The 26,417-nt window shown below is 72.7% G+C and carries 27 protein-coding genes; 14 read left to right on the top strand and 13 right to left on the bottom strand.

Features of this window, described 5'->3' with window-relative positions; translation table 11 throughout:
- Positions 1 to 9: 9 nt before the first annotated feature.
- Positions 10 to 1,494 carry a glycerol kinase GlpK gene (glpK, locus tag AC3CF1_RS14505; RefSeq protein WP_488450654.1) on the bottom strand — a complete coding sequence of 495 codons (1,485 nt, stop codon included), beginning with the start codon at positions 1,492 to 1,494 and terminating at the stop codon, positions 10 to 12.
- A 101-nt stretch (positions 1,495 to 1,595) separates the two neighbouring features.
- On the opposite strand from glpK, the gene AC3CF1_RS14500 reads away from it, so the two are divergent.
- Complete coding sequence (locus tag AC3CF1_RS14500; protein WP_354982417.1) at positions 1,596 to 2,534, top strand: ribose-phosphate diphosphokinase; 939 nt, start codon at positions 1,596 to 1,598, stop codon at positions 2,532 to 2,534.
- A gap of 73 nt (positions 2,535 to 2,607) precedes the next feature.
- On the opposite strand, the gene AC3CF1_RS14495 is transcribed toward AC3CF1_RS14500, so the two are convergent.
- Positions 2,608 to 3,063, bottom strand: a complete 456-nt coding sequence (locus AC3CF1_RS14495) for an ATP-binding protein (protein ID WP_354982416.1) — start codon at positions 3,061 to 3,063, stop codon at positions 2,608 to 2,610.
- A 119-nt stretch (positions 3,064 to 3,182) separates the two neighbouring features.
- On the opposite strand from AC3CF1_RS14495, the gene macS reads away from it, so the two are divergent.
- On the top strand, positions 3,183 to 4,325 hold the full coding sequence (gene macS / locus AC3CF1_RS14490; protein WP_354982415.1) for a MacS family sensor histidine kinase: 1,143 nt from the start codon (positions 3,183 to 3,185) through the stop codon (positions 4,323 to 4,325).
- A 14-nt stretch (positions 4,326 to 4,339) separates the two neighbouring features.
- Positions 4,340 to 4,993, top strand: coding sequence for a response regulator (locus AC3CF1_RS14485; RefSeq protein WP_354982510.1), 654 nt, complete (start codon positions 4,340 to 4,342; stop codon positions 4,991 to 4,993).
- A 6-nt stretch (positions 4,994 to 4,999) separates the two neighbouring features.
- Here the strand turns inward: AC3CF1_RS14485 and AC3CF1_RS14480 are convergent, their stop codons facing one another.
- The 3 genes from AC3CF1_RS14480 to AC3CF1_RS14470 form a co-directional block, all read right to left on the bottom strand.
- On the bottom strand, positions 5,000 to 5,572 hold the full coding sequence (locus AC3CF1_RS14480) for a DUF5709 domain-containing protein (protein WP_088950032.1): 573 nt from the start codon (positions 5,570 to 5,572) through the stop codon (positions 5,000 to 5,002).
- Between the two features lie 89 nt (positions 5,573 to 5,661).
- Complete coding sequence (locus AC3CF1_RS14475) at positions 5,662 to 6,402, bottom strand: ATP-binding protein (RefSeq protein WP_354982414.1); 741 nt, start codon at positions 6,400 to 6,402, stop codon at positions 5,662 to 5,664.
- A 59-nt stretch (positions 6,403 to 6,461) separates the two neighbouring features.
- Positions 6,462 to 7,460 (bottom strand): SDR family oxidoreductase, encoded by a 999-nt coding sequence (locus tag AC3CF1_RS14470; protein ID WP_354982413.1) that lies wholly within the window; start codon positions 7,458 to 7,460, stop codon positions 6,462 to 6,464.
- Between the two features lie 223 nt (positions 7,461 to 7,683).
- On the opposite strand from AC3CF1_RS14470, the gene AC3CF1_RS14465 reads away from it, so the two are divergent.
- On the top strand, positions 7,684 to 8,883 hold the full coding sequence (locus tag AC3CF1_RS14465; RefSeq protein WP_488450653.1) for a glycosyltransferase: 1,200 nt from the start codon (positions 7,684 to 7,686) through the stop codon (positions 8,881 to 8,883).
- A 25-nt stretch (positions 8,884 to 8,908) separates the two neighbouring features.
- Here AC3CF1_RS14465 and AC3CF1_RS14460 read toward each other — a convergent pair whose 3' ends face one another.
- The 4 genes from AC3CF1_RS14460 to aroA all read right to left on the bottom strand — a co-directional run bounded on the left by AC3CF1_RS14460 (position 8,909) and on the right by aroA (position 13,103).
- Positions 8,909 to 9,763, bottom strand: a complete 855-nt coding sequence (locus AC3CF1_RS14460; protein ID WP_488452082.1) for a hypothetical protein — start codon at positions 9,761 to 9,763, stop codon at positions 8,909 to 8,911.
- 59 nt (positions 9,764 to 9,822) lie between these two features.
- Positions 9,823 to 10,641, bottom strand: a complete 819-nt coding sequence (gene hisN / locus AC3CF1_RS14455) for a histidinol-phosphatase (protein ID WP_488450652.1) — start codon at positions 10,639 to 10,641, stop codon at positions 9,823 to 9,825.
- A 28-nt stretch (positions 10,642 to 10,669) separates the two neighbouring features.
- The gene (rsgA, locus tag AC3CF1_RS14450; protein ID WP_210794465.1) at positions 10,670 to 11,680 is read right to left on the bottom strand and encodes a ribosome small subunit-dependent GTPase A; all 1,011 of its coding nucleotides are present in this window, start codon (positions 11,678 to 11,680) and stop codon (positions 10,670 to 10,672) included.
- Positions 11,681 to 11,801: 121 nt separating this feature from the next.
- A complete protein-coding gene (gene aroA, locus AC3CF1_RS14445) occupies positions 11,802 to 13,103 on the bottom strand; it encodes a 3-phosphoshikimate 1-carboxyvinyltransferase (protein WP_179780842.1) in 1,302 nt (433 codons plus the stop codon).
- Between the two features lie 104 nt (positions 13,104 to 13,207).
- Between aroA and AC3CF1_RS14440 the strand changes: the two genes are divergently transcribed.
- The 5 genes from AC3CF1_RS14440 (at position 13,208) to rsrA (ending at position 16,518) form a co-directional block, all read left to right on the top strand.
- Positions 13,208 to 13,918, top strand: coding sequence for an SOS response-associated peptidase (locus AC3CF1_RS14440; RefSeq protein WP_488450651.1), 711 nt, complete (start codon positions 13,208 to 13,210; stop codon positions 13,916 to 13,918).
- 197 nt (positions 13,919 to 14,115) lie between these two features.
- Positions 14,116 to 14,508 carry a WhiB family transcriptional regulator gene (locus AC3CF1_RS14435; RefSeq protein WP_354982410.1) on the top strand — a complete coding sequence of 131 codons (393 nt, stop codon included), beginning with the start codon at positions 14,116 to 14,118 and terminating at the stop codon, positions 14,506 to 14,508.
- 52 nt (positions 14,509 to 14,560) lie between these two features.
- Positions 14,561 to 15,178 (top strand): alpha/beta hydrolase family protein, encoded by a 618-nt coding sequence (locus tag AC3CF1_RS14430; protein WP_488450650.1) that lies wholly within the window; start codon positions 14,561 to 14,563, stop codon positions 15,176 to 15,178.
- Positions 15,179 to 15,404: 226 nt separating this feature from the next.
- Entirely contained in the window at positions 15,405 to 16,229 is an 825-nt protein-coding gene (locus tag AC3CF1_RS14425; RefSeq protein ID WP_141911012.1) for a sigma-70 family RNA polymerase sigma factor, read from the top strand.
- Position 16,230: 1 nt separating this feature from the next.
- Positions 16,231 to 16,518: a mycothiol system anti-sigma-R factor gene (rsrA, locus tag AC3CF1_RS14420; protein WP_088950022.1), complete on the top strand. Its 288-nt coding sequence runs from the start codon at positions 16,231 to 16,233 to the stop codon at positions 16,516 to 16,518.
- A 121-nt stretch (positions 16,519 to 16,639) separates the two neighbouring features.
- On the opposite strand, the gene AC3CF1_RS14415 is transcribed toward rsrA, so the two are convergent.
- Complete coding sequence (locus AC3CF1_RS14415; protein WP_370453046.1) at positions 16,640 to 16,753, bottom strand: 50S ribosomal protein bL37; 114 nt, start codon at positions 16,751 to 16,753, stop codon at positions 16,640 to 16,642.
- Positions 16,754 to 16,941: 188 nt separating this feature from the next.
- Here AC3CF1_RS14415 and AC3CF1_RS14410 point away from each other — a divergent pair, with 188 nt between their 5' ends.
- Both AC3CF1_RS14410 and AC3CF1_RS14405 read left to right on the top strand, forming a co-directional pair.
- Positions 16,942 to 17,157 (top strand): biotin/lipoyl-binding carrier protein, encoded by a 216-nt coding sequence (locus AC3CF1_RS14410; RefSeq protein WP_088950021.1) that lies wholly within the window; start codon positions 16,942 to 16,944, stop codon positions 17,155 to 17,157.
- Positions 17,154 to 17,663, top strand: coding sequence for a GNAT family N-acetyltransferase (locus tag AC3CF1_RS14405; protein WP_179780838.1), 510 nt, complete (start codon positions 17,154 to 17,156; stop codon positions 17,661 to 17,663). The genes AC3CF1_RS14410 and AC3CF1_RS14405 overlap by 4 nt, the downstream gene beginning before the upstream one ends.
- A 12-nt stretch (positions 17,664 to 17,675) precedes the next feature.
- Here AC3CF1_RS14405 and AC3CF1_RS14400 read toward each other — a convergent pair whose 3' ends face one another.
- Complete coding sequence (locus tag AC3CF1_RS14400; protein ID WP_088950019.1) at positions 17,676 to 18,299, bottom strand: TetR/AcrR family transcriptional regulator; 624 nt, start codon at positions 18,297 to 18,299, stop codon at positions 17,676 to 17,678.
- Positions 18,300 to 18,410: 111 nt separating this feature from the next.
- On the opposite strand from AC3CF1_RS14400, the gene AC3CF1_RS14395 reads away from it, so the two are divergent.
- Complete coding sequence (locus AC3CF1_RS14395; protein ID WP_088950018.1) at positions 18,411 to 20,000, top strand: MDR family MFS transporter; 1,590 nt, start codon at positions 18,411 to 18,413, stop codon at positions 19,998 to 20,000.
- Positions 20,001 to 20,076: 76 nt separating this feature from the next.
- Here the strand turns inward: AC3CF1_RS14395 and AC3CF1_RS14390 are convergent, their stop codons facing one another.
- The gene (locus AC3CF1_RS14390; RefSeq protein ID WP_355160863.1) at positions 20,077 to 21,915 is read right to left on the bottom strand and encodes a tetratricopeptide repeat protein; all 1,839 of its coding nucleotides are present in this window, start codon (positions 21,913 to 21,915) and stop codon (positions 20,077 to 20,079) included.
- A gap of 190 nt (positions 21,916 to 22,105) precedes the next feature.
- On the opposite strand from AC3CF1_RS14390, the gene AC3CF1_RS14385 reads away from it, so the two are divergent.
- Together AC3CF1_RS14385 and AC3CF1_RS14380 are read left to right on the top strand one after the other, a co-directional pair.
- Complete coding sequence (locus tag AC3CF1_RS14385) at positions 22,106 to 23,137, top strand: SIS domain-containing protein (RefSeq protein ID WP_355160868.1); 1,032 nt, start codon at positions 22,106 to 22,108, stop codon at positions 23,135 to 23,137.
- 25 nt (positions 23,138 to 23,162) lie between these two features.
- The gene (locus AC3CF1_RS14380; RefSeq protein WP_354982408.1) at positions 23,163 to 24,755 is read left to right on the top strand and encodes a histidine kinase N-terminal domain-containing protein; all 1,593 of its coding nucleotides are present in this window, start codon (positions 23,163 to 23,165) and stop codon (positions 24,753 to 24,755) included.
- A 147-nt stretch (positions 24,756 to 24,902) separates the two neighbouring features.
- Here the strand turns inward: AC3CF1_RS14380 and AC3CF1_RS14375 are convergent, their stop codons facing one another.
- Complete coding sequence (locus AC3CF1_RS14375) at positions 24,903 to 26,411, bottom strand: glycosyltransferase family 39 protein (RefSeq protein ID WP_488450649.1); 1,509 nt, start codon at positions 26,409 to 26,411, stop codon at positions 24,903 to 24,905.
- Positions 26,412 to 26,417: the final 6 nt, after the last annotated feature.

Raw genomic sequence — 26,417 nt, 5'->3', positions numbered from 1 at the left:
CGTCGGCGGTCACTCCACCCAGTCGAGGGTGCGCTGCACGGCCTTGCGCCAGTTGTGCAGCTCCCGGTCGCGCAGCTCCGGGGCCATGGTGGACTCCCACTGGGCATCGGAGCGCCACTTCGCCCGCAGGGTGGCCAGATCCGGCCAGAAGCCGACCGCCAGGCCGGCCGCGTACGCGGCACCCAGACAGGTGGTCTCGGTGATCCGGGACCGAACCACCGGCACGTCGAGCACATCGGCGAGGAACTGCATGAGCAGACCGTTGGCGGTCATCCCGCCGTCCACCCGGAGCCGGCGCAGTGCCACGTCGGAGTCGGCATCCATCGCGTCGACCACCTCGCGGGTCTGCCAGGCCGATGCCTCCAGCGCGGCTCGCGCCAGGTGTCCCTTGGTGATGTAACCGGTCAGACCGGCGATCACCCCACGGGCGTCGGTGCGCCAGTGCGGGGCGAACAGCCCGGAGAACGCGGGCACCACGTAGCAGCCGCCGTTGTCGTCCACGGTGCGGGCCAAATCCTCCACCTCCGCGGCCGTGGAGATCAGCCCGAGGTTGTCGCGCAGCCACTGCACCAGCGAGCCGGTGACCGCGATCGCGCCCTCCAGGGCGTACGCCGGCGGTTGCCCCTTGATCTGGTAGGCGACAGTGGTGAGCAGGCCGTGCGTCGACGGGACCGGGGTGGCGCCGGTGTTGAGCAGCAGGAAGCTCCCGGTGCCGTAGGTGCACTTCGCCTCGCCCGGCTGGAAGCAGGTCTGCCCGAACAGGGCGGCCTGCTGGTCTCCGAGAGCGCTGGCCACCGGCACCCCGGCGAGCACGCCGGTGGCGGTGCCGTACACCTCGGCGGAGCAGCGGATCTCCGGCAGCATCGCCGCCGGGACGCCCATCGCGTCCAGCAGGTCCGGAGCCCAGTCGAGGGTGGTGAGGTCCATGAGCATGGTCCGGCTGGCGTTGGTCACGTCGGTGACGTGCTCCCCGGTCAGCTTCCAGATCAGCCAGCTGTCCATGGTGCCGAAGAGCACCTCGCCGCGCTCCGCGCGCTCGCGCAGGCCGTCGACCTCGTCCAGCAGCCAGCGCAGCTTCGGGCCGGCGAAGTAGGTGGCCAGCGGCAGGCCGGTGCGGGCCCGGAACCGCTCCTCGCCGTACGCCGAGGCCAGCTCGCGCAGCAGCGGCCCGGTCCGGGTGTCCTGCCAGACGATGGCATTGGCCACCGGTCGACCGGTGGCCCGGTCCCAGACGAGGGTGGTCTCCCGCTGGTTGGTGATGCCGACGGCGGCCAGGCCGGCCGGGTCGGTGCCGGCGGACCGCAGCGCCTCGGAGACCACCTGCTGGACGTTGTCCCAGATCTCCTCGGCGTCGTGTTCCACCCAGCCTGGTTGGGGGAAGATCTGCCGGTGTTCGCGCTGGGCAACGGCGACGATGTCCCCGGCGGAGTCGAAGACGATGCACCGCGAGGAGGTGGTGCCCTGGTCGATGGCGGCGACGTACTGGGGGGTCACCGCAGCACCGTACCCGGACCGGCGTTCGGTGCGACAGGCGTCACGGCCGGTTGCGGCCCGCCGCCGAAGGCCGCCGCCCGGGTCGCCTACGATGTGCGAACGTGCGCGACATCGCCGTTTTCAGTGGAACTGCCCATCCCGACCTGGCTGCCGAGATCTGTGCCCACCTCGGGGTGCCGCTGCATCCGGTGCGGGTCTCCCGATTCGCGAACGACTGTCTGGAAGTGCAGTTGCAGGCCAACTGCCGGGAGCGGGACGTCTTCCTGATCCAGCCGCTGGTGCCGCCCGTGCAGGAGAATCTGGTCGAGCTGCTGCTGATGATCGACGCGGCGCGGGGCGCCTCGGCCGGCCGGATCACGGTGGTGCTGCCGCACTACGCGTACGCCCGCTCCGACAAGAAGGACGCCCCGCGGATCTCGATCGGCGCCCGGCTCGTCGCCGATCTGCTCGTGTCGGCCGGCGCGGACCGGGTGCTCGCGATGACCCTGCACTCGCCGCAGGTGCACGGCTTCTTCAGCGTCCCGGTGGATCACCTGCACGCGCTGCGTGAGCTGGCCACCCACTTCCAGCGCTACGACCTGAGCAACACCGTGGTGGTCTCACCCGACCTTGGCAACGCCAAGGAGGCGGCGGCCTTCGCCCGGTTGCTCGGCACGCCGGTCGCGGCCGGCGCGAAGCAGCGGTTCAGTGACGACCTGGTCAAGATCAGCGCGGTGATCGGCGAGGTGGCCGACCGGGACGTCATCGTGCTGGACGACGAGATCGCCAAGGGCAGCACGGTTGTCGAGTTGATGGAGCATCTGCGGGGCCTGAAGGTCCGGTCGATGCGGTTGGCCTGCACGCACGGGCTGTTCTCCGGCGACGCCCTCCAGCGGCTCAGCGACCAGGAGGGCGTCCTGGAGATCGTCTGCACCAACACGGTGCCCATCGCGGACGCCAAGCGGGTGCCGAAGTTGCAGGTCCTGTCGGTGGCGCCCGCCCTGTCCGAGGCGATGCGCCGGATCCACAACGGGGAGTCCGTCTCGGCGCTGTTCGCCTGAGCCGCAGCCGCAAGCCGTTCCCGCAGCCGCTCCCCGCAGCCGCATTGCAGCCGCGGGGAGCGGCTGCGGAGGATCAGCGGGTGGTGCGGTCGTGGCTGACGAGGCCGGCGGTGATCCGGACGGTGGTGCCGGCGGAGCTGGAGACGACCTCCATGGCGTCGGTCAGCTCGCGGGCCAGCCAGAGGCCCCACCCACCGGCGGTGTCCGGGGCCGGCCGACTGCGGTCGCCCAGCCGCTGCGGGCTGATCCCGTGCCCGTGGTCGGCCACCTCGCAGACCAGCAAGCTGGACTCGTGCCAGAGACGCAACCATCCACGCCCGCCGCCGTGCCGGACCGCATTGGTGATCAACTCGTTGATCGCGAGCACGAAGTCGTCCAACCGTTGGCCGGTGAGTCCGCAGGCATGCGCGCATGAGGTGACCGAGTGTCGAATCTCGGTCACCTGGGCCTGGTCGAAGGCCTTGGCGATCAGGAGGGCAGGTTCGATGGGCACAACCGTACGCGGTGCGTGCGGATCTGCGTTCGTCATGGGCCCGTCCCGGCGGCGGATCTCGGAGTATTTCGCGGCTTTTCCACCGTACGTCAGGGTTTCCCGAACCGCACTCGCTGCTCGCCGTGCGGTGGACGCGTTATGGCATCCTGACCGCCATGCCGTCGCCGCCGGGTGGATTCGAGGTGCCGCTGTGGCGTGCGCTGGCGGTGTTCCGGCTGGCGTCCCTGGCGTACGTCTGCGTGCTCGCGGTGCGCGACGCCGACCGGTACGACCACCCGTACGCCGTCGGCGCCCTGATCCTGATCATGGCGGCCTGGACCGCGGCGACCGCGGTCGGGTACGCCCGGCCGGCCTGGCGGCGCTGGCCGCTGCTGCTGGCCGACCTCGGGGTGGTGCTCGCCATCGTGCTGGCCACCCCGTGGGTGGTCGGTCGGGCGGCGCTCGCCACCGGCGTACCCACCATGGGGGTCGCCTGGATGGCCGGCCCGGTGCTGGCCTGGGCCGTCTCTGGTGGGCGGCGGCGGGGCACGGTCGCCGCGCTGCTGGTCGCCGGCGCGGACCTGACCACCCGGGAGCGGATCGGCCAGTCCTCGTTCACCGGGGTCATCCTGATGCTGCTCGCCGGGTTGGTGGTCGGGCACGTGGCCCGGCTCGCGGCGAGCGCCGAGGAACGGCTGCAACGCGCTGTGGAGTTGGAGGCCGCCACCCGGGAGCGGGAGCGGCTGGCCCGGGGCATTCACGACTCGGTGCTCCAGGTGCTGGCGATGGTGCAGCGGCGGGGTGCCGACCTGCCCGGTGAGGCGGGCGAACTGGCCCGGTTGGCCGGCGAGCAGGAGGCCGCGTTGCGGGCACTGATCGCCGGCACCAGCCCGGCGAGCGCTGCCGTGCTCCCCGACGGCACCGAGACGGCGGCGGTGGACCTGCGGACCCTGCTCGGCCGGTACGCCTCGGCGGCGGTGGTGCTCTCCGCCCCGGCCACCCCGGTGCCGCTGCCTCGACGGGTGGCGGGGGAGTTGGCCGCCGCGACCGGCGCGGCCCTGGACAACGTGGGGCGGCACGCCAGCGGGCGGGCCTGGGTGTTGATCGAGGATGAGGGGGCGACGGTGACCGTGTCGATCCGCGACGAGGGGCCGGGCATCCCGGAAGGCCGGTTGACCGAGGCGGCCGCACAGGGTCGGCTCGGCGTGAGCCAGTCGATCCGGGGTCGGGTGGCCGACGTGGGCGGGACGGTTCGGATCGTGTCCGCCCCCGACGCCGGCACCGAGATCGAGCTGACCGTGCCGAGGGCACAGCGGTGACCCCGACCCGGGTGATGGTGGTCGACGACCACCCCATGTGGCGGGAGGGGGTGGCCCGCGACCTCACGGAGGCGGGCTTCCTGGTGGTGGCGACCAGCGGCGAGGGCCGGCAGGCCGTACGGGTGGCCGCCGCCGCCCGGCCCGACGTGGTCGTCCTCGACCTGCAACTACCGGACATCTCCGGCGTCGAGGTGATCCTGGGTCTGCGTGCGGCACTGCCCGACGTGCGGGTGCTGATGCTCAGCGCCAGCGGCGAACAGCAGAGCGTGCTGGACGCGGTCAAGGCAGGGGCCAATGGTTACCTGGTGAAGTCCACAGCGCCCGCCGAGTTCCTCGACGCGGTCCGCCGCACCGCAGCCGGCGAGGCGATCTTCACCCCCGGCCTGGCCGGGCTCGTCCTCGGCGAGTACCGCCGGCTGGCCGCCCGGCCGGGGCAGCCGACCGACCCTGCCGGCGGTTCGCAGTCCGCAGCGCCCCGGCTCACCGAGCGGGAGACGGAGGTGCTGCGGCAGGTGGCGAGAGGGCTGTCGTACAAGCAGATCGCGCAGCGGCTCGGGCTGTCGCACCGCACGGTGCAGAACCACGTGCAGAACACCCTGGGCAAGCTGCAACTGCACAACCGGGTCGAGCTGACCCGGTACGCCATCGAACGTGGCCTGGACGACTGACCCCGGTCAGACCGAGCGCGGCGGCTCCGTCTCGTGGATGGCCAACTCCTCGGCGGTCGCCCCGCCGCCAGCCGAACCCGCGTCGTACGCCACCGAGTCGGTCTCCTGGTCGGTGTGCGCCCCCTCGTCCGGCTCCACCAGCCGGCCGACGGTGGCGTCGGCCACGGTGCCGAGCTGACCGTGGTCGTAGAGGGAGACCGGTGAGTTCGGGTCCGAGGTGGGCCCCGGATCCATCACGTCGGCGTCCAGCTGGGCCTCCGCCGCGGCTTCCAGATTGTCCGCCTCGAAGGCGATCTTCGGGTCGATCGTCCCGGCCAGCGGGTCGTCGGCCGGGCGCTCGTAGACCTCCCGGGCGAGCTTGTAGTCCAACGACTCACCGTCGAGCTGCTCCTCGGCGGTCGTCCCGAACCGGTCCACCGCCACCGGCGTACGGTCGCCGGGCAGTTGGGCCGGGTCCGGGCCGTCCGCCTCGCGCCCGGTGAGGACGTCGTCGTTGGCGGTCGAGTCGTCATCGGCGGTGTCGGGCAGGCCTTGCGCCTCGGTGTCGGACACGGGGGTCGGGTACTCGTTGTCGCGCATGTCTGATCACTACCCGCTGCCCTCCCGCCATAACCGGAGCACCGCAGGCTGTGCGGTGGCGAAACCGGCACCGGCGGCGAAACGCCCCGTCAGCCGAGGTGGGCGACCTCGTCGTCCGGGTGCAGGACGCACCAGACGACCTTGCCGTCCGGTATCGCGCTGCTGCCCCAGCGGCGGGCCACCGTGTCGATCAGCAGCAGGCCGCGGCCGCCGGCCCGGTTCGGCGGGGACAGCCCGGCGAACGTCGGCAGACGCGAGGAGTGGTCGCGGACCGCCAGGTGCAGGGCGCTGTCCTGCGGAGCGAGCCGAACGGTCATCGGAGTCCGGGCGTGCGCCACCACGTTGTTCACCATCTCGGTGAGCGCGATGCAGGCCGGGTCGACCAGCATCGGCATGCCCCAGCGTTGGCAGCCGGTGGTGACGAGCTCGCGGGCCTGCCGGGCGGCTCCCACCGTCGGGGCCAGGTCGGCGGTGAGCACCGCCGCCAGCGGCGTCGCCGCGACCGCGGCCAGCGCGCCGTCGAGCGTCGGAAAGGCGGGCACGCCAGCGAGCGCGGGGTCCGGGTGGGCGGGCCCGTCGACCGCCGGGTCACACAGCAGCAGATCCGCGGCGGGCCAGTCGGCCACCTCCCGGCGAACCTCGGCGAAGACGCCCCGACCGACCTCATCGAGGACGCGCAGCCCGGTCACGTCGGCCACCACCGGGCCCGGCCGGTCCGCGAGTCTGGCGAGCAGCGCGCCGCGTACCGCCTCGGCTCCGGCGGCGTCGAGCACACCGGTCAGCCGGACCACCGCCGACGACTCGTCGATCTCCACGAGACAGTTCGACATGATCGCCTCATTGTGCGCGCCGGTCACCGTTCGCGCATTCGGGCGGTCGAGGCCGGTCATCAGCGGACCGACCGGGATCGGCGGTTGATCGCGGCCATGGTGCCGACAGCGGTGCCGGCGGCGGCGAGACCGAACGCGGCGGTCATCCGCACCAACTGACGCCGTCGGCCGTTCCAGCCGCCGTCCCGGCGGGCCTCGGCGTCGGCGTGGAACACGTTGCCGCTGCTGTCCACCCGAGCGCCCGGACCGAACTGGGTCCGCTGGAGGTACCAGCCGAGGGTGCGTTCCACCAACGCGGGCGCCAGCCGCCACTGCAGGCCGATCAGCCGGGCCGCGCCACCGGCGTACGCCTCCCGGCGAGGCCGGCGCAGCAGCCGGACGATGGTCTCGGCGACCACCTCCGGCGGGTAGATCGGCGGCGGTGGCACCAGTTCCCGGCCGGTGTGGTTGGCCGTGTGCCGGAAGAACGGGGTGTCGATGGTGGCCGGCAGCACGGTGCAGACCGAGATCTGACCACGGCCGGTGACCCGCAGCTCCTGCCGGACCGTGTCGGCGAGCCCTCGGATGCCGTGCTTGCTGGCGTTGTACGCCGACTGGTACGGCATGGCCACCTCGGCCAGCACCGAGGCGTTGTTGACCAGGACACCGCCACCGGCCGCCCCCAGGTGGGGCAGGGCAGCCTTGATGCCGTGCACCGCTCCGAGCAGGTTGACCTCCAGCACCCGCCGGAACTCGGCGACCGGGATCTCGTCGAACAGGCCCACCGCGCTCACCGCGGCGTTGTTCACCCAGGCGTCGATCTGGCCGAACTCGGCCGCCGCCCGCTCGGCCAGTCGTTGCACCGACTCCAGATCGGTCACATCGGTCGGTACGACCAGCGCCTGGCCGCCCAACTCGCGGCAGCGCTGCGCGACCTGTCGTAGGGCCGGCTCGCTGCGGGCAGCCAGCACGACGGCGGCGCCCCGGCGGGCCAGGGCATACGCGGTCGCCGTGCCGATCCCGCTGGAAGCGCCGGTGATCACCACGGTCGAATCGTCGAGGGTGCGGGTCAGCGGCATTCTTGAGCGGTACCCCCGCCCGGGCCAGGTCATACCACTCTGAGCTTGTCGATCATCGTCGAACTTGGCTGCCTGTGCCGCTTGTGATTGCTGTGCCGCAAGTGTCGGTGGCACTCGGGGGGACTCTTCCTGATCTGCCAGGTTTCGACTCCGGGTCGCGGGGTTAATGGGACGCTCTGACCGGGAGGACCACTGCCGAGGAAAGATCGCAGGGAGGTGACCCATGCGCGTCGGCCTCGTCTGCGCGCACGCCAGTTCGTACCGCCACGCCGACGGCCCACCGGTCGGCACCCGACAGCACATTGCGCGGGTTGCCGCCGAGTTGGCCGAACGAGGCCACGACGTACGGCTCTATGAGCGCCGGGACGATCCCGGCCTGCCAGCGACGGTCACCGTCGACGGCTACCAGGTGCACCAGGTGCCCGCTGGCCCGCTCACCCCACTGCCCACCGCCGAGCTGATCCGGTACGTGACGGAGTTCGGCCGCTGGTTGACCGACGAGTGGGCCGGTGCCTGGCGGCCCGAGGTGGTGCACGGGCACTACTGGGTCGGGGGCCTGGCCGCCGCGCACGCCGTTCGCGAGACCGACATTCCGGTGGTGCAGACGTTCCACTCACTCGGCATCGAGCAGTTGCGCCACCTGGGCGGCCGCTACGACGGGCCGGGGGAGCGGATCACGCTGGAACGCGCGCTGACCCGCGCTGTGGACATCGCTGTGGCGCAGTCGAACGACGAGGTCGACGAGCTGACCCGGATGGGTCTGCAACGCAGCTCGGTGGCCCTGGTGCCCCCGGGGGTCGACATCGAGCAGTTCCATCCCGACGGCGAGGCGGCACCACGCGAGCAGCGGGCCCGCATCCTCTCGGTCGGCTCGCTGTCCGCGGGGCACGGCCAGGAGGACCTGATCCGGGCGATGCGGCTGGTCGGCAACGCCGAGCTGGTGATCGCCGGTGGGCCACCGGCGGACCAACTGGCCAACCACGCCGAGGCACGACGGCTGCGCGAGCTGGCCGAGCAGGCCGGCGTCGTCGACCAGGTGCGGCTCGTCGGGGCGGTGCCGCACGACCAGATGGCGACCTGGTACCGGTCGGCGGACGTGGTCGCCTGCACCCCGCACTACTCCTCGGCGGGGCGGGTCTCGCTGGAGGCGATGGCCTGCGGCGTGCCGGTGATCGGCTACGCGATGGGTGGCCTGGCCGACGCCGTCGTTGACGAGGTCACCGGCAAGCTCGTGCCCCCCGGCGACGTGCGGGCACTCGCGGTCTCGATTCGTCGGCTGCTCGCCGACAACGCCGGTCGTTTCGCGTACGGGCACGCCGCGGTGGACCGGGTCCGCAGCAGCTACACCTGGGAGCGGACCGCCGGTGCGCTGGAGCGCCTCTACGAGCGGGTGGTGAGCCGCCGCAAGCCGGTCGAGGCCTGAGCGGCAGGTCGGGCGGCCCGGTCGGTCAGCCGGGACGGGTCGCCGCGACCATGGCCCGGTCACGGCGTCGTGTCGCCGGGCGCTGCTGTTGCGGCTGCGCGTACCGGGTCAGCCCGATCACCGCGGCCAGGGTGACCAGGAAACCGACCGCCGCCAGCCACTCCCGGCCCGGCCAGATCTTGTCGTTGAGCAGCAGCAGGCCGACGATCGCGGCCGGCACCGCACCGGCGGCGTCCATCGCGGCGACCGCGGCGGTCGTCGAGCCGCGCTGCATGGCCAGGCCGAGCAGCAGCTGACCGACGATCGAGTGGGCGATCAGCAGGTAGAACAGCGGGTGGGCGAGGAACGCCTCGGCGGACGACGCGGATGCCAGTGGCCGGGCCGCGACCGCGGCCGAGCTGAACGCCAACCCGGCCAGCGAGCCGAGGGCCACCGAACCTTGCGCCCCGTGCAGCCGGACGGCGAAGACCCCGAGCACCGCGATGACACCGAGCGCCACCAGCAGGGCGATCGAGCCGGCGGTGCCGAGCTGCTTCGACGGCGCCGGGCGGGCGGACAGCACCAGGGCGGTGATCCCGGCGAAGAGCAGCGCCAGCAGCACCACCTCCGCCGCCGGTAGTCGCCACTTCAGCACCAGCACACCGAGGATGGCTGTCACCCCGAGCCCGGCCGCGACGCTGGCCTGCACGAGGAACAGCGGAAGGTCCCGTCGGGCCAGGAAGGCGAACACGAAACCGGCGATCTGGCAGCCCAGACCGATCAGGTACGTCCGGTGCCCGGCGAGGCGCAGCAGCAGGCCCGGATCGAAGGTGTGGTGAACCGTGGTGCGGGCCGCCGCCACCGACTGGAGAAGGTTGGCGAAGCCGTACGCGACGATCATCGTCGCGAGAAAACACCAGCCGGAGGAGACCACCTGGCGAGGATAGAGGTTGCCGGGGGTCAGCGCTCGGCTGGGCGATCGAGCCTGGTGAGGATGTCGCGGTGCAGCACACCGTTGGTGGCCACCACACTGCTGTCGGTGCCCGGCGCGCCGGCCGGGGCCGGTCGACCGAACAGATCCGTGACCGTGCCACCCGCCTCGGTGATGATCGGGACCAGCGCCGCCACGTCCCACAGGGACAGTTCCGGCTCGACCATCACGTCCAGTGCGCCCTCGGCCAGCAGCATGTAGCCGTAGAAGTCGCCGTACGCCCGACTGCGCCAGGTGGCCCGCATCAGATCCAGCATCGCGTCGAGCCGACCGGCGCGCTCCCAGCCGTCGAGTGACGAGTAGCAGAAGCTGGCGTCCGCGATGTCCCGCACCGCGGAAACCCCGATCCGCTCGCCGGCGGCCGGGCCGTGACCGGCGTACGCGCCCGCGCCCGCGCTGGCCCACCAGCGCCGCCCCAGCGCCGGGGCGGACACCACGCCGACCGCTGGCCGGTCGCCGTCGTAGAGCGCGATCAGGGTGGCCCAGACCGGCACGCCCCGGACGAAGTTCTTGGTGCCGTCGATCGGGTCGATGATCCACCGGCGGCCGTCCGGGTCGGTGGACGGCCCGGCGCCGTACTCCTCACCGAGCAGCCCGTCCGTCGGCCGGTGCTCGGCCAGCAGGCCACGGATCTCCCGCTCCACGGCGGTGTCCGCGTCGGAGACGGGGGTCAGGTCGGGCTTCGCCTCGACCCGCAGGTCGAGCGCGCGGAACCGGGCTGTGGAGATGGCATCGGCCCGGTCGGCGAGCAGGTGGGCGAGGGCGAGGTCGTCGGCGTACCCGGTCATCCCGGCAACCTAGCCGACGCCCGCCGACTCACTCGTCGGGGCCGCGCCGGTCACCCTCGCCGGGCCCGCGCTGGTCGCTCTCGCCGCGCGAGTCACCCTCGCCGGCGCGGGAGGCGAGCAACCGGCGGTACGACGCCAACCGGCGCGGGTCGGCCTTGCCGGCGGCCACCCAGGCGTCCAGCCCACAGGCGGCCTCGTCGGTCGTGTGCTGACAGTTGGGCGGGCAGTCGACGGTGCCCTCGACCAGATCCGGGAAGCCGTGCAGCAGGCTGTCGGCCGAGACGTGGGCCAGACCGAAGCTGCGGATGCCGGGGGTGTCGATGATCCAGCCGGGGTCGGTGTCGACGCCGGGCACCGGTGGCAGCCGCAGCGCCACCGCGCTGGTGGAGGTGTGCCGCCCACGGCCGATCGCGCTGACCACACCGACCGCGCGCAGCGCGTCCGGGACGAGGCGATTGACCAGCGTCGACTTGCCCACCCCGGAATGCCCGACCAGCACCGACACCTTGCCGCTCAGCAGCGTGCGCAGCGCGGACAGGTCGGAGTCGGGGCGGTTGAGCACGTACGGCAGCTCCAGCTCGGTGTAGTAGCCCAGCACCTCCTCCGGCCCGGCCAGGTCGGCCTTGGTGAGGCAGAGCAGCGGCTCGACGTCCGCGTCGTACGCGGCCACCAGGCAGCGGTCGATGAACCCGGTGCGCGGTGGTGGGTCGGCCAGCGCACTGACGATCACCAACTGGTCGGCGTTGGCCACCACCACTCGTTCCAGTCGACCCTCGGCGGTGGTCTCGTCGTCGTCGGCGGTGCGGCGCAGCACCGAGCGTCGCTCGGCGATCCGGACGATGCGGGCCAGGGCGCCCTCCGCGCCGGACGTGTCCCCGACCAGGCTGACCCGGTCGCCGACCACCACCGACTTGCGGCCCAGCTCGCGGGCCCGCATCGCGGTGACAGTGGGCAGCTCGGCCCCGACCACGCCGCGCTCGGCTCCGGACAGCACGCAGGTGTAGCGCCCGCGGTCGACGGCGATGACGAAGCCGTCCACGGCGTCGGAGTGCTGGGGTCGGGTGCGCGTACGCGGGCGCGACGACTTTCCGGGCCGTACCCGTACGTCGTCCTCGTCGTACTCGCGCCGTTTGGTCGCCAGGACCTGTCCTCTTCTCGCGTCAGCTCTTGCCGGTCACCATCGCTGACCATAGTGCCGGGAACTCGGGCATGGTCTTGGAGGTACACCCCACGTCGTCGACCTCGATGCCGGGCACGGCGAGACCGGTCACCGCTGCGGCGTGCGCCATCCGATGGTCGTGGTAGGTGCGGAACACCCCGCCGCGCAGTGGCCGGGGCCGGATCTCCAGCCCGTCCGGCGATTCGGTGACGTCCGCCCCGAGTGCGGTGAACTCGCGCGCGAGCGCGGTCAGCCGGTCGGTCTCGTGGCCACGGATGTGCCCGACGCCGGTGAACACCGACGGCGAGTCGGCCAGCATGGCGAGCGCGGTCAGCGCCGGGGTCAGCTCGCTGACGTCGGAGAGGTCGGCGGTCAGGCCGTGCACCACGCCGGTGCCCCGGACGGTCAGCCCGCTGGTGGAGAGGGTGACCTCGCCGCCCATTCGCTGGAGCAGCGAGCGGAGCTGCTCGACCGGCTGCGAGCTGCTGCGCGGCCAGCCCTGCAGGGTCACCTCGCCGCCGGTGACCAGGGCCGCGGCGAAGAACGGCACCGCTCCGGAGAGGTCTGGCTCGATCTCCCAGCCGCGCCCGGTGAGGGGGCCGGGTTCGACGGTCCAGACGTCGGGCGTGCTGTCGTCGACGGCCGCGCCGGCGGCCCGCAGCATCTGCACCGTCATCCGGAGATGCGGCGCGGACGGCACCGGCGGGCCGACGTGGCGCACCACGACGCCCCGGTCGAAGCGCGGGGCGGCCAGCAGCAACCCGGAGACGAGCTGGCTGGAGGCGGACGCGTCGATCACCACCTCACCGCCGGTGACCCGGCCGGTGCCGAGCACTGTCAGCGGGAGGCTGCCCGACCCGGTGACGTCGATGCGGACACCCAGCGACCGCAGTGCCTCGATCAGCGGACCGAGCGGTCGGGTGCGGACGTAAGGGTCGCCGTCGAAGGTGACCTGCCCGTCGGCCAGCCCGGCCACCGGCGGCACGAACCGCATCACGGTGCCGGCCAGGCCCACGTCCACGTGCGCGGGGCCGACCAGCGGGTGCGGTCGGACCAGCCACTGCTCGTCGTCGCTGATCGACACGTGCGCGCCCATCGCGCGCAGGCCGGCGGCCATCAACTCGGTGTCGCGGGCGCGGAGCGGCCCGGCCAGCGTCGACGGGCCGGCGGCCAGTGCGCTGAGCACCAGGGCGCGTGCGGTCATCGACTTGGAACCGGGCAGGCGCAGCGTCGCCGCCACCGGGTCGGACGCGGTCGGTGCGGTCCACGGCTGCGGCGGCCGGGTCGCTGTCAGGTTCCCCACGGTTACATTCTGCCGTGCCGGCTGGTGGACGGTGTGGCCCGGCGGGTCGTACTCCCGGTTGGCGGGACAGCCGACGGGGCCTCCGACGCGTTAGCGTGTGCCCCATGTGCGGCAGGTACGCGACGACCCGGAGCTCCGGCGAGCTCAGCGCGCTGTTCGAGTCGTCCGACGACACCGAGGGCGTGGTCCGTCCGGACCACAACGTCGCGCCGACCGACCGGGTGCCCCTGGTCCGGGTGAGCCCGGAGGGGCATCGCAGTCTCTGTGTCGGTCGCTGGGGTCTTTTGCCGCACTGGTCCCGTTCCGCCGCCGGGGCCGCCCGCATGATCAACGCGCGGGCGGAGACGGTGGCCACCAGCCGGGCGTACGCCGGGTCGTTCGCCCGCCGCCGCTGCCTGGTCCCGGCCGATGGCTGGTACGAGTGGGTCCGTCAGCCCGACGGCCGGCGACAGGCCTACTACATGACTCCCACCGACGGCTCGGTTCTCGCCCTGGCCGGCATCTGGTCGGTCTGGCAGTCCGGTGCCGACTCCCGGCTCACCTTCAGCGTGCTGACCACCGCGGCGCTCGGCGACCTGGCCGAGGTGCACGACCGGATGCCGGTGCTGTTGCCGCCCGAGCGTTGGTCGTCGTGGCTGGCGCCGACCGACGAGCCGGAGCGGTTGCTCGTTCCGGCGTCGGCGGAGCGGCTGGCGGGGTTGGAGATCCGACCGGTGGGGGCGGCGGTGGGCGACGTTCGCAACGACGGGCCGCAGCTGATCGCCCGGGTGTCGGTGCCGCCGACGGTGACACCGCAGGAGCTGACCCTGTTCTGACGCCGCCGCGCATTGTCAGGCACCGATTTGACAGGGTTGCGCGCGATTCGTCTCCTGGCTGTTCAGTCATGTTCCCGGCAGACCCTTGTCCCGATGTTGCGAAGTGCGATAGAACACAGCGCCGGTAGTGGCTGTCGATTCGCACGGGGCGGACGACGTCCACCGTTTTTGCCGGTCCCACGGGGGAGGTGGGTGGATTGACACGAGCGCGTATGCCCCGCCCGCACGAGGTGGCTGCGGCGCGGCGAGATCCGCGACTGCTGCGAGCGGTGCGGGAACGGCAACAGGACGACGCATGGCGCACCAGAGGCACCTGTCAGAGCGTCGATCCGGAGACATTCTTTCCGGCACCGAACGAGCCGGCGGACGCCGCTGTCGCGCTGTGCCGCGGCTGCGACGTGCAGGGGTCCTGTCTGGCCTGGGCCCTCGACGTCGGTGACTGCCACGGTGTGTGGGGTGGCACCACACCCCGGGAGCGGCGGGCGATGCTGGTCGCCTGGCGTGGCGAGGTCGAGCCAGACCCGGACGCCGTCGACGACCCCGGCCCGCCGGTACGGGACCGGCTGCTCACCCTGGTTCCGCTGAGCTGACCAACGGCCCGGTCCGTCACGCGTCGTCTGCCAGGCGGCGCAGAATGGGTCGGTGTCAACCAGCGACGAGATCGACACTCCGCGCGGTCCGGCGGGGATCACCACCGACCTGCCGGACCGCCCCGCCACCGCTCTGCTCGTGCTCGGGCACGGAGCGGGCGGCAGCATCGACGCGCCCGACCTGCTCGCGGTACGCGACGCGTCGGTCGCGGCCGGCCTGGCGGTGGTCCGTGTGACCCAGCCCTACCGGGTCGCGGGTCGACGTGCCCCGGCACCGGCGGGTCATCTCGACGAGGCGTGGACGGCGGTGCTCGCCGTGCTGCGCGACCGGCACGCCGACGTGCCGTCGGTGCTGGTCGGCGGTCGTTCCAGCGGCGCGCGGGTCGCCTGCCGGACGGCGGGTGCGGTGGGGGCCGTCGGTGTGGTCGCGTTGGCCTTTCCGCTGCACCCGCCCGGGCGGCCGGAGCGTTCGCGTGCCGCCGAACTGGCCACCGGCCTGCCGACGCTGGTCGTCAACGGCGACCGGGACCCGTTCGGGACGCCGGAGCCGTCGCCGGCCGTGCAGGTGGTGAGCCGCCCCGGGGAGACGCACGACCTCCGGCGGGACCCGGCCGGCACCGCGGGCGTCGTCCGGGACTGGCTGCGGGCCCGGGGCTGGACGGCCGACTGACCCGGCTCGCCCGGTCGACCGTTTCCGGTGCCGGGCGAGGGTCGTTGCATCCGATGGTGGCACCGGCCCGATCCGGACCGACGGCACCAGTCCTCCCAGGCCCTTCCTGGTCCCAGCGCCGGCCGCCGTCGGGGCCGGGACCAGGAACGGGAGGGCCGGGTGGAATGCCCCAGTGGTCATCTCGCGTTACCAACCCTGGACGACTTTTCTGCGAGGGGGGTGACCGGTGCCGACCGAGACACGGAGCCTGGAACGGGACGAACGGGACGCCCGGCAGCTGAAGCAGCTGCTGGATGGGCCGGAGTGGCCGGCGACGGCGGGACCGGGCGGGGCGGGTGTGGTGAGCACGGGCACACCGGCCGGAAGTGAATCTGCGGGCAGGTCCGTGCGCGTATCCTCGGCGGGAAAGCATCCGACGCGAGGGGATGTGCGGTTGACCACCGAGAAGACGGACGAGCGCAGGGCCCGGTTCGAACGGGACGCGATGCCATTCGTCGATCAGCTCTACGCTGCTGGGCTGCGGATGACGCGCAACCCGGCGGATGCCGAGGACCTGGTTCAGGAGACCTACCTGAAGGCGTACGCCGCCTTCCACCAGTTCGAGCAGGGCACGAACCTGAAGGCCTGGCTCTACCGGATCCTGACCAACACCTACATCAACTCCTACCGCAAGCGGCAGCGCCAGCCGATCCAGGCGCCCACCGAGGAGATCACCGACTGGCAGCTCGCCGAGGCCGAGTCGCACACCTCCAGTGGGCTGCGCTCCGCCGAGACGGAGGCACTGGACCGGCTGCCGGACAGTGACGTGAAGGAGGCCCTCCAGCAGTTGCCGGAGGAGTTCCGCCTGGCCGTCTACCTGACCGATGTCGAGGGCTTCTCCTACAAGGAGGTCGCGGACATCATGGGCACGCCGATCGGCACCGTGATGTCGCGTCTGCACCGGGGCCGTCGTAATCTGCGCAAGCTGCTCGAGCGCTACGCCGGGGAGCGGGGCTTCAGTGCGGCCCGCTCGGCGAAGGGCTCGAACGCCGCTGCCGGCCGGGAGGTGTGACGTGAGCTGTGGGGAGCCGCACGAGACGGATTGCCGCGAGGTGCTCGCGGAGGTCTACCTCTACCTGGATCTGGAGTGCGCCGACGAGCGGCGCTCGCTGATCCGGCACCACCTGGACGAGTGCGGGCCCTGCCTGCGCGAGTACGGGCTGGAGCAGGAGGTGCGGGCGTTGGTGGCTCGTTGCTGCGGCAACGAGACAGCGCCGGACGAGCTGCGCGAGCGGCTGCGGGTCAAGCTCACCGAGCTGGTGGTCTTCGAGACCACTGAATCCCGGGAGTTGGCCGACTGAGCGTCGGCGCGGCACAGCTTCAAGACCGGTGGCCCGGGTCGATGTCGACCCGGGCCACCGGTGTACCCGGCGTCGGCCGGGTCGGGCTGAGCGGTGACGGGCCGTGGGCCCGTCGACGCGTTCAGGAGTTGGGACGCTTGCCGTGGTTGGCGGCGTTCTTCTTACGAGCCTTCTTCTTCCGGGACTTCTTCGCCATGCTGACCTCCTCGTGATGGGTCGGATCCGTCCTGCGCACGACCTCGGCGCCAGTGCACCCACCGGCGGTCCGGCGTCGGGTCCGACCCGCTGATGGTAGTGCGGTCGACAGCCGCCGCCTTCTCCAGGGCGGGCGTGCCATCCCGGCCGTGCCGCTGCGCGCCCACCACCGGGCGACGCATGATTGGATACGACGGCAGACACATCGCGATGAGGGAGGGCCCGGACATGGCCGAGGAGATCCGCGCCGAGATGGTGGCGAACGTCTGGAAGGTCGTCGCCACGGCAGGTGACACGGTGGCCGAGGGCGACACCCTGGTGATCCTCGAGTCGATGAAGATGGAGATCCCCGTCATCGCCGAGTCCGATGGTGTGATCCAGCAGCTCGCCGTGAACGAGGGCGACGTCGTGCAGGACGGTGACCTCATCGCGGTGATCGCTTGACCGGCTTGCGGGTTCGTCCTGCCCAGCCGGCCGACTTCCCGGCGGTGGCCCGGCTCACCGTGGCCGCGTACGAGGCGGACGGGCAGCTCAAGGGCGAACACGGGTACGGCGAGGTGCTGGCCGACGTGTCGAGCCGGGCTGCCAGCGGCGAGGTGCTGGTCGCGGTCGACGAGGTGACCGATGCGGTGCTGGGCTCGGTGACCTTCGTGCTGCCGGGCACGCCGTTCGCCGAGCTGTCCGGGCCGGGCGAGGCGGAGTTCCGGATGCTCGCGGTCGACCCGGGCGCCCAGGGTCGGGGCGTCGGCGCGGCGTTGGCGCAGGCATGCGTGGCGCGTGCTGTGGAGCTGGGTTGCACGGCGCTGGTGATCTGCGTCCGGGCCGGGATGGCCGATTCGGCGCACCGGCTCTACTCACGGCTCGGCTTCGTCCGCGCGCCGGAGAAGGACTGGGCGCCGGCGGCGGGCGTGGACCTGCTCGGCCTGCGACTGGCCCTCACCCGCGGCTGAACCGCCGACCGATCAGCCGCGCGGGCTGCCCGAGGTGGCCTCCGCCGCACTCTCGTCGGGCTCCGCTGAGGCACCCGCGCCGATCGCGCCGAGCAGCTCGTCGGCCACCTCCAACGCGAGCCGGCGACGCTCCTCGTTGGTGATGCCCGGTGCCCGTACGGCGAACCAACTCGTGTGCACGGCGAACAGTGACAGTGCGGCGCGCAGCTGGGCGGCGGGGGAGTCGTCGCCCCGGCAGAGGGCGCTGGCGAGCTGCATCATCCGGCCGCGCATCTGCTGGCCGGAGGCGAGGCTCTTGAGCACTGTCTGGTTCTGCTCGAAGAAGCGCATCACGGACGGCTGGTCGCCGCCGAACATCGTGTCGGCGTAGCGGGTGATCAGCTCGCGCCGGGTGGCCAGGGTGGCCGGCTGCGTCGCCGCCCAGGCGTTGAGGGCGTCCATCTGCTCCAGCCGGTCCTCGACGAAGCTGGCGACGATGTCGTCCTTGCTCTTGAAGTGGTAGTAGAGCGCCGCCTTGGTGACGTTGAGACGCTCGGCGATCTCCCGGAGTGAGGTCTTCTCGTACCCCTGCTCGGTGAAGAGCTCGAGCGCGACGGCCTTGATCCGGTCCCGCGTCCCGCCTGTGCTCTCCCTCACGCGTGCCCTCCAATTGGCTTGACCGTTGCTTGTACCGAACTTACCGTGCGGCTAGTAAGGTGACTAGCCGGGCGGCAAGTAAGTGTGGCAATCTTCGGGGGGAGCTTACCCATGACTCAGGCAACCCAGGCCGGCGTGCGACCCAACAACATCAGGGTCGTGCTGTTCGGGCTGATGATCGCGATGATGCTCGCGATGCTCGACAACATGATCGTCAGCACCGCGTTACCGCGGATCGTCGGCGAGTTCGGCGGGCTCAACCACTTCACCTGGGTGGTTACCGCGTACGTCCTGGGCACCACCGTCTCCACCCCGATCTGGGGCAAGCTCGGTGACCTCTACGGCCGCAAGTCGGTCTTCCTGACCTCGGTGGTCGTCTTCCTCGTCGGCTCCGCACTCTGCGGCATGGCCGGCTCCGGCATGCTCGGCGGCCCGCAGGACGGCATGGTCCAGCTGATCGCCTTCCGGGCCGTGCAGGGCCTCGGCGCCGGTGGCCTCATGGTCGGCGTCATGGCGATCATCGGTGACCTGGTCCCGCCCCGCGAGCGTGGGCGCTACCAGGGCATGATCGCCGGCATCATGGCCATCGCCATGGTCGCCGGTCCGCTTGCCGGTGGCTTCATCACCGACCACCTGTCCTGGCGCTGGGCGTTCTACGTGAACCTGCCGCTGGGCGGGATCGCGCTGCTCGTGCTGATGACCACCATGCACCTGCCGAAGTACCGCACCGAGCACCGGATCGACTGGCTCGGTGCTGGTCTGCTCTCGGTCGGCATCACCGCGATCGTGCTCATCACCACCTGGGGCGGCAACGAGTACGACTGGACGTCGCCGCAGATCTTCGGCCTGGCCGTCCTGGCCGTGCTCGCGTTGGTGGCGTTCGGCCTGGTGGAACGGCGCGTCCAGGAGCCGATCCTGCCGTTGGCGCTCTTCGCCAACCGCAACTTCGCGTTGATCTCGGTGATCGGCTTCCTGCTCGGCTTCGCGATGTTCGGCGCGATGAACTTCCTGCCGCTCTACCAGCAGACCGTGCAGGGGGCGTCGGCGACCAACAGCGGTCTGCTGCTGCTGCCCCTGATGTTCGGCATGCTGGTGGTCTCGCTGGTCATCGGGCGGGCGATCACCCGTAACGGCAGGTACCGGGCGTACCCGATCATCGGTGGTGTCGTGATGACAGCGGGCATGGCGCTGCTGTCCATGCTCGACACCGACACCAGCAAGTTGATGTCCTCGCTGTACATGGTCGTGCTCGGCGTCGGCATGGGCTTCCTCATGCAGACGTCCATGCTGATCGCGCAGAACAGCGTGGAGCAGAAGGACCTCGGCGCGGCCAGTGGCGCGGCGACCTTCTTCCGGTCGATCGGCGGCTCGTTCGGCATCTCGCTGTTCGGCGCGATCTTCGCCAACCGGCTGGCCAGCTCCGAGGGCGGCCGGGCCTTCGGCGGCGAGTCCGGCGGCTCGGGAATGGACCTGGAGAAGCTCAAGGACCTGCCCGCCCAGGCCCGCGACATGGTGCTCGGCGGCCTCTCCGACGCGATCTCGCACGTCTTCCTCTGGGCCGTGCTGTTCACCATCGTGATCCCGGTGCTCGCCTGGTTCATCAAGGAGATCCCGCTGCGGACCGCCAACGAGGCGCCGCCGCAGGCCACTCCGGAGGAGGAGGCCGAGGTCGCTCTCGGCAAGGCGGCCCCGGTCGCCTGACCCCGTCATCCTCACCGCGCGCCGCGTCGTCCCGTCCGGGCCGGCGCGGCGCGCGCCTTTTCCCGCGACCGTGCGCCTAGCGGGTGCGCGCGCCGCGCAGTAGTTGCCAGAGGCGGCGTAGCGGGTTGCGGGGACGGGGGACCTTGGGGCCGAGCGGGCCGAGCAGTTCGCCGGCCAGTGCCGCGGTGGCAGGGTCCAGATCCGGGGCGGCAAGTGCCAGGTGGGCCAGCGAGGCGGCGATCGGAACCGGTCGGGTCCGTGCCACGGCGGCCGCGTCGGCGAGCCGCTCCGCCACCACCCGCGCGACGTCCGACCGCACCGAGGGATCCACCCAGGCCGCGGTGACCAGGGCGAACATTGCCGCCTCGGTGACCCAGTCCTCGACACCCCAGATCAGGTCGAGCAGCACGCGGCGGCGGGTCGAGCCCTCCCACGGCTCATCGGTGCGGTGGTGCAGCAGCCCCAGGCAGGCCCACACCTGCACACCACGGACCCAGACCGACGGGTCGTGGGCGGCCAGCAGCCGACCCACCGCGTTGGCCGGTGCGGCCGGCGGGTGCACCAGCAGGCCGAGCAGGTCGGTCACGTCGAGGCCGGCCAGGCCCACCGCGGCGTCGTACGCCGCCGGTGGGTGCGGCCAGGCCGGGTGTGCGACCTGCCCGATCCGTTCGACCGCTGTCGCCGAGGGCGCTGGCAGCGCGGGCGTGGGCACGTCGTCCGCGTAGCGCCACAACCGTTGGGCGGACGCCCGCCGGGGCTCGCGCGGGTCCGGCTCCGGCGCGCCCCCGACGACCTCGATCCGCAGCCCGGGCGCGGTGGACGTCGCCGTCCGGACGGCGCTCGGCGGAGCGGCGACGGGTAGGCGTACGGCGCCGCCGAGACCGTTGTCGTCGTCGGCCACCGCCTGGCGCATCGCGTCGACCAGTGGACCGCCGGCCGGAGTCAGTTGGCCGAGCCAGGGCCGCGCGCGGCAGCACTGGGCCAGGTCGCCGTGCTCGTGGCTGTCGTCGGGGTGGTCGCGGACGAAGTCCGCGAGCGCGACCAGGTGGGCCAGGTCGCCGTCGCGCAGGTGCCGCAGGCGGTGTGCGGTGTGCACGGCACAGTCGAACGACGGGTCGCGCGCGAGCGCCCGCTCGGTCCACTCCAGTGCCTCGTCGAGGCGGCCGATGTCGGCCAGGGTGCCGGCGATGTCCGCGTAGATCGCCAGGTCGTCGGGGTCCAGCTCGACGGCCCGACCGAGGGCCGCGAGGCCTTCGCGGGTCCGGCCCGCGCTGCGGTACGCGTACCCGAGCCAGACCTCGCCCATCTTCGAGGGTTGTGCGCGTACGCCTCGGGTGGCCCAGCGGACGGCGAGGGCGACTTCGCCGAGACGCCGGGCCAGCGCGGACGCCGCGCCCAGCAGCAGACCGTGCTCGGGGTGCACGGTGACCGCGTTGCGGGCCAGCGTGAGGTACGGCGTCAGGGCGCCCCGGCCGACCCGGGGCACCGGGTCGGACAGCGCCGCGCAGACCTGCATGAGGACGCGGGCGAGGTGGTCCGGGTCCAGCCGTTCGACCAGCTCGGGCGCGGTGACCCAGGGGACGCCGGCCCACGGGCTGCCGGGTGAGTACGCGGTCGCCGCGGCCAGCAGCTCCAGCCCTTCGGCGGGGCGGCCGGCGGTGGCGAGCAGGTGGGCGCGGGCGACGACCGACCCCACGAAGGTGTGGTGGTTGATCGGGAAGAGGTCGAGGCCGCCACCGCTCGCCGCGGCGAGTCGGGCCAGCGTCTCGTGCACCTCCGGCAGGGTGGGTGCTCGCGCCAGCGCGCCGGCGAGGTGCCCCGCGGCGTGGTGCAGGTCGCCCTCGTCGAGTGCCAGCCGGGCGAGCGCCAGCTCCTCCGTCGCGGAGAGTGCGGGGTCGTCCGTTCCCTCGGGCACGTCGTCCTCTCGTCGCTGGGCCAGGCGGATGCAGCGCCTCCCAGCGTAGTTGATATTGAGATCAACTGGTGATCACCTGCGCAGTCCTGCTCGTTCGATTGCTGAGATACGGTTAAAAGTGCAAGACTGAGCAAGAATCGCGCGGCAACCGCGCAGGGGAGGGGTTTTCGTGACTCGTGCAGGGGCCGGCATGGCCGCCGACATCGATGAGCAGCCAGCTGGCTACGCCCGCCTGCTCTCGACCGCCAACGCCGCCGAGATCGCCCGGGTGGCGGCGATCATCGCCGAACGCGGCCCGCGGCACGTCGTCTTCACCGCCAGGGGCACCTCGGACCACGCGGCCCTCTACGGGGCGTACCTCACCGAGATCCGTCTCGGCCTGCCCGCCGGGCTCGCCTCGCCCAGCGCGGTCACCCTGTTCGGGGCCCGCCCCGACCTGTCCGACGCGCTGGTCGTCGGGGTCAGCCAGAGCGGCGGTTCGCCCGACCTCGCCGAGGTGCTGCGCGCCGCCCGCGCCTCCGGGGCACTGACCCTCGCGGTGACCAACGCCCCCGACTCGCCGCTGGTCGAGGTCGCCGAGCTGAGCGTCGACATCGCCGCCGGGCACGAGCGGGCGGTCGCCGCCACCAAGACGTACACCGCCGAACTGCTCGCTCTGCTGATGCTCGTGGAGGGGATCCGGGCCGGCGACGGCGTGCTCCCGACGGCCGAGCGGGAGGCGCTCGACGCGCTGCCCGAGCTGGCCGCCCGCACCCTGGCCGACGACACCCCGGCCCGGCTCGCGCCCCGCTACCGCTTCGCCCGGCAACTGGTCACCACCGGGCGGGGGTACGCCTACCCGACCGCCCGGGAGGCCGCGCTGAAGCTGATGGAGACGTCGTACCTGCCGGCGCTCGCCTTCTCCGGCGCCGACCTGCTGCACGGCCCGCTCGCGATGACCGACCCGGAGGTCCCGGTGCTCGCGGTCGTCGGCTCCGGTCCGGGTGGACGGTCGATGGGCGAGGTGCTGCCCCGTCTCGGCGAACGCCGCGCCGACGTCGTGGTGGTCGGCTCCGCCGAGGTGCCGGGCGCCACCCGGCTGGCCGTTCCCGAGGTCGACGAGCGGTACGCCCCACTGCTGGACATCCTGCCGTTGCAGCGGTTGGCGCTGGCCCTGGCGCTGACCCGAGGTGAGGACCCGGACGCGCCGCGCGGGTTGAAGAAGGTCACCGCGACGATGTGAGGCGCGGCGTGGCACCCTGGTCACCGTGTCCACGCTGCGCGACCTCGCCGAGGAGCACACCCACCTCCGTCCGGCCGACATCGACCACCTCCACCGGATCGCCGGCGACTGGCAGCTGCTCTCCGATCTGTCCTTCGCTGACCTGCTGCTCTGGGTGCCGGTCGACGCCGACGGCACGTTCCTCTGCGTCGCCCAGGTCCGGCCGACCACCGCCCCCACCGCCTACCAGGACGACCAGGTGGGGCGCATCGTCGGCGGGCCGGAGGTGGCCCACCTGGGCGTCGCGTACTCCCAGGGCCGGATCTGGCGGGAGGGCGACCCGGTCTGGTACGGCGACGTGCCGGCCCGGCACGAGGCGATCCCGGTCCGGCTGCGGACCGCCGAGGGGGAGGCCGGTGAGGTGATCGCCGTGGTGGGGCGCGACACCAACCTCTCCACCGCGCGCACCCCCAGCCAGTTGGAACTCAACTACCTGACCACCGCCGACGACCTGGCGCAGATGATCGCGGACGGCACCTTCCCGCCGCCCCGGCATCCGGGCGAGACCACCTCCGCGCCCCGGGTCGGCGACGGCCTGGTCCGGCTCGACGCCGGCGGCAAGGTCACCTACGCCAGCCCGAACGCGCAGTCCGCGTACCGCCGACTGGGCTACGCCTCCCACCTGGTGGGCGAAGACCTGGCCGCGCTGCACCGCCGGCTGGCCGGTGACCCGCTGGACGGCACCGAGGCCTCGAACGGCATCCTGGCCGCGCTGCGCGGTGAGGCGCCACCCCGACGGGAGATCGACGCCCGCGGTGCCACGATGCTCACCCGAGCACTGCCGCTGATGCCCGCCGGCGTGCCGATCGGCGCGCTGGTGCTCGTGCGGGACATCACCGAGGTCCGTCGCCGGGACCGAGCCCTGATCACCAAGGACGCCACCATCCGGGAGATCCACCACCGGGTGAAGAACAACCTCCAGACCGTCGCCGCGCTGCTGCGGCTGCAGGCCCGCCGGGTGTCCATGCCGGAGGCCCGGGTCGCGCTGGAGGAGTCGGTCCGGCGGGTCGCGTCCATCGCCCTGGTGCACGAGACGCTCTCCATGTCCAGCGACGAGGCGGTCGAGTTCGACGGCATCGTCGACCGGGTGGCCAGCGCGGCGACCGAGGTCGCGGCGACCGAGGTGAGCGTCGGCATGCGACGGCGGGGCAGCTTCGGCGTACTGCCGGCGGAGATCGCCACCTCGCTGGTGATGGTCCTCAACGAGTTGCTGCTCAACGCCGTCGAGCACGGCTTTCCGCCGGCCGACGAGGCGGAGGATCCTCCCGTACCAGCCGCCTCGGGCATGGTGCCGGTCGCCGCTCCCGAGATCGACCCGTCGCTGCGACCCGAGGTGGTCGTCTCGGCGCACCGGTTCCGCAAGATGCTGCACGTCTCGGTGGCCGACAACGGGCGCGGGCTGCCGCCGGGCTTCGACGCGGAGCGCGCCAGCCGGCTCGGCCTCCAGATCGTCCGGGCCCTGGTCACCGGCGAGCTGCGCGGCACCATCGAGCTGCGGGCCGGCGCCAACGGCGGCACCGAGGCCGTCCTGGTCGTCCCGCTGGCCCGCAACGCCCACGACGGCCGCTCGCAGGCCTGAGCTGCCGCGCCTCCCGTCGGGCGGTCCCGCGCGGGGGAGCGGATATCAGGGTGAGCGTGATGCCTCTGAGTCATCAAGATGACTCACCGGCATCACGCTCATCGAGGTGGGCGGGCCCGGCCGCCGGCCTGCCCGGGGGTGGTCCGCTCAGCGGTCGGGGCGGCTGGTCAGCAGGGCGACGGTGAGGCCGGGGCGCTGCCAGACCTGCGTGACGGTGAAGTCCGTGCGCAGCGCGTCGCCCTTTTCGCCCGGCACGGCTGCCAGCGGCTCGGCGTGCCGGCCGGAGACGACGAGCCAGACCCGCGTCGTACCGGCGAGGCACTGGGCTGGCTGGGGGCACTCGGCGGCCCACAGATCGCCGCGGCGGACCTCGTTTTCGGTGACCAGCACGTCGCGTGGCGGCTCGCCGAGGTGGTACTCGATGCCGAGATCGAGGAAGAGCCAGCTGTGCCGGGGCGAGTAGACCACCGCGTCGCCCGGCCGTTGACCGTCGCCGATCACCCGCGCCGCGCCCGCGTAGTCCACCGGCGCGCTGCGTGGCCACTCGTGGGTCCGTCGCAGCGCGGCCTGGTCGGGCAGGCCGAGCAGCCCGGCCAGGACCACCACGACGAGCGCGGCCGGCGCGGCCACCGCGGCCAGCGCCGCGCCCGCCAGCAGGCACGCGAAGGGCACCACGAAGACCAGGTACCGGGGCACCCACAGGGGTACGACAGTGCCTGCGGCGAAGAGCAGCAGCACCGGCAGCAGCACCGCGCTCACCGGCAGCAGGGCGCGCCGCCCGAGCCGGGCCGCGCCCAGCGCGGCGACGCCGACCAGCAGGCCGCCCACCACGCTGCTCTGGGCAACGCCGCCGGGTAGCGCGGTGAGGTCGTCCAACCGTGCCAGGTTGACCCAGTTCAACTGCCGGGACTGCTGGGTCCGGGCCTTGAGCAGCAACGGACCGGCCAGCAGCGCGACCGGAACCACGGCGACCACCCACCGCCACACCCGCCGGTCCCGCTCAGCGCTGGGGTGGTCCCGGGTGGCGACGCCAGCCTCGGCGGGGCCGCGCCACCAGGCGAGCAGGACGACCAGCGCGTGCGCGGCGAGCAGCGTGAGCGCGATCAGGTGGATGAGCCCGAGAGCGACCACCGCGGCGGCGTAGCCTGCCCACCGGCCCCAGCTCGGCCGGCGCAGGGCCGTCACCAGCAGCACTGTGGCGAGCACCGCTAGCATGGTGGCCAGCGCGTACGGGCGGGCCTCCTGACCGTAGCGGGAGGTGCCGGGGAGCACCGCGAACAGCAGCCCGGCGAAGAGACCGGAACGCCGGTCGACGAGCCGTGCGCCGAGCACGGCGAGCAGCCCGGCGGCCACTGTCATCGCCAGCACGGCCGGCGCGCGCAGGGCGATGGTGGAGTCGCCGAAGACAGTGGTCCAGCCGTGCATCAGCAGGTAGTACGGCCCGGTGGCGGCGTCGATGGTGCCGGCCAACCGGGCCAGGTCGGCGGGCGACCGGCTGGCCGCGCTCCAGGTCGCCAGCTCGTCGCGCCACAGCTGGGCCGAGCCGAGCCCGGTCAGGGTCACCGCCAGGGTCAACAGCGCCGGGGGGAGCCAGACCGGCAGACGGCGCAGGTGCTCCCACGCCGTCCCGGCCGACCTCTCGGACAATTGCCCCACGGTCCG

The sequence above is a fragment of the Micromonospora sp. MGP-C2 genome, assembly GCF_057766525.1.
This window is presented reverse-complemented; position numbering and strand designations above follow the sequence as displayed.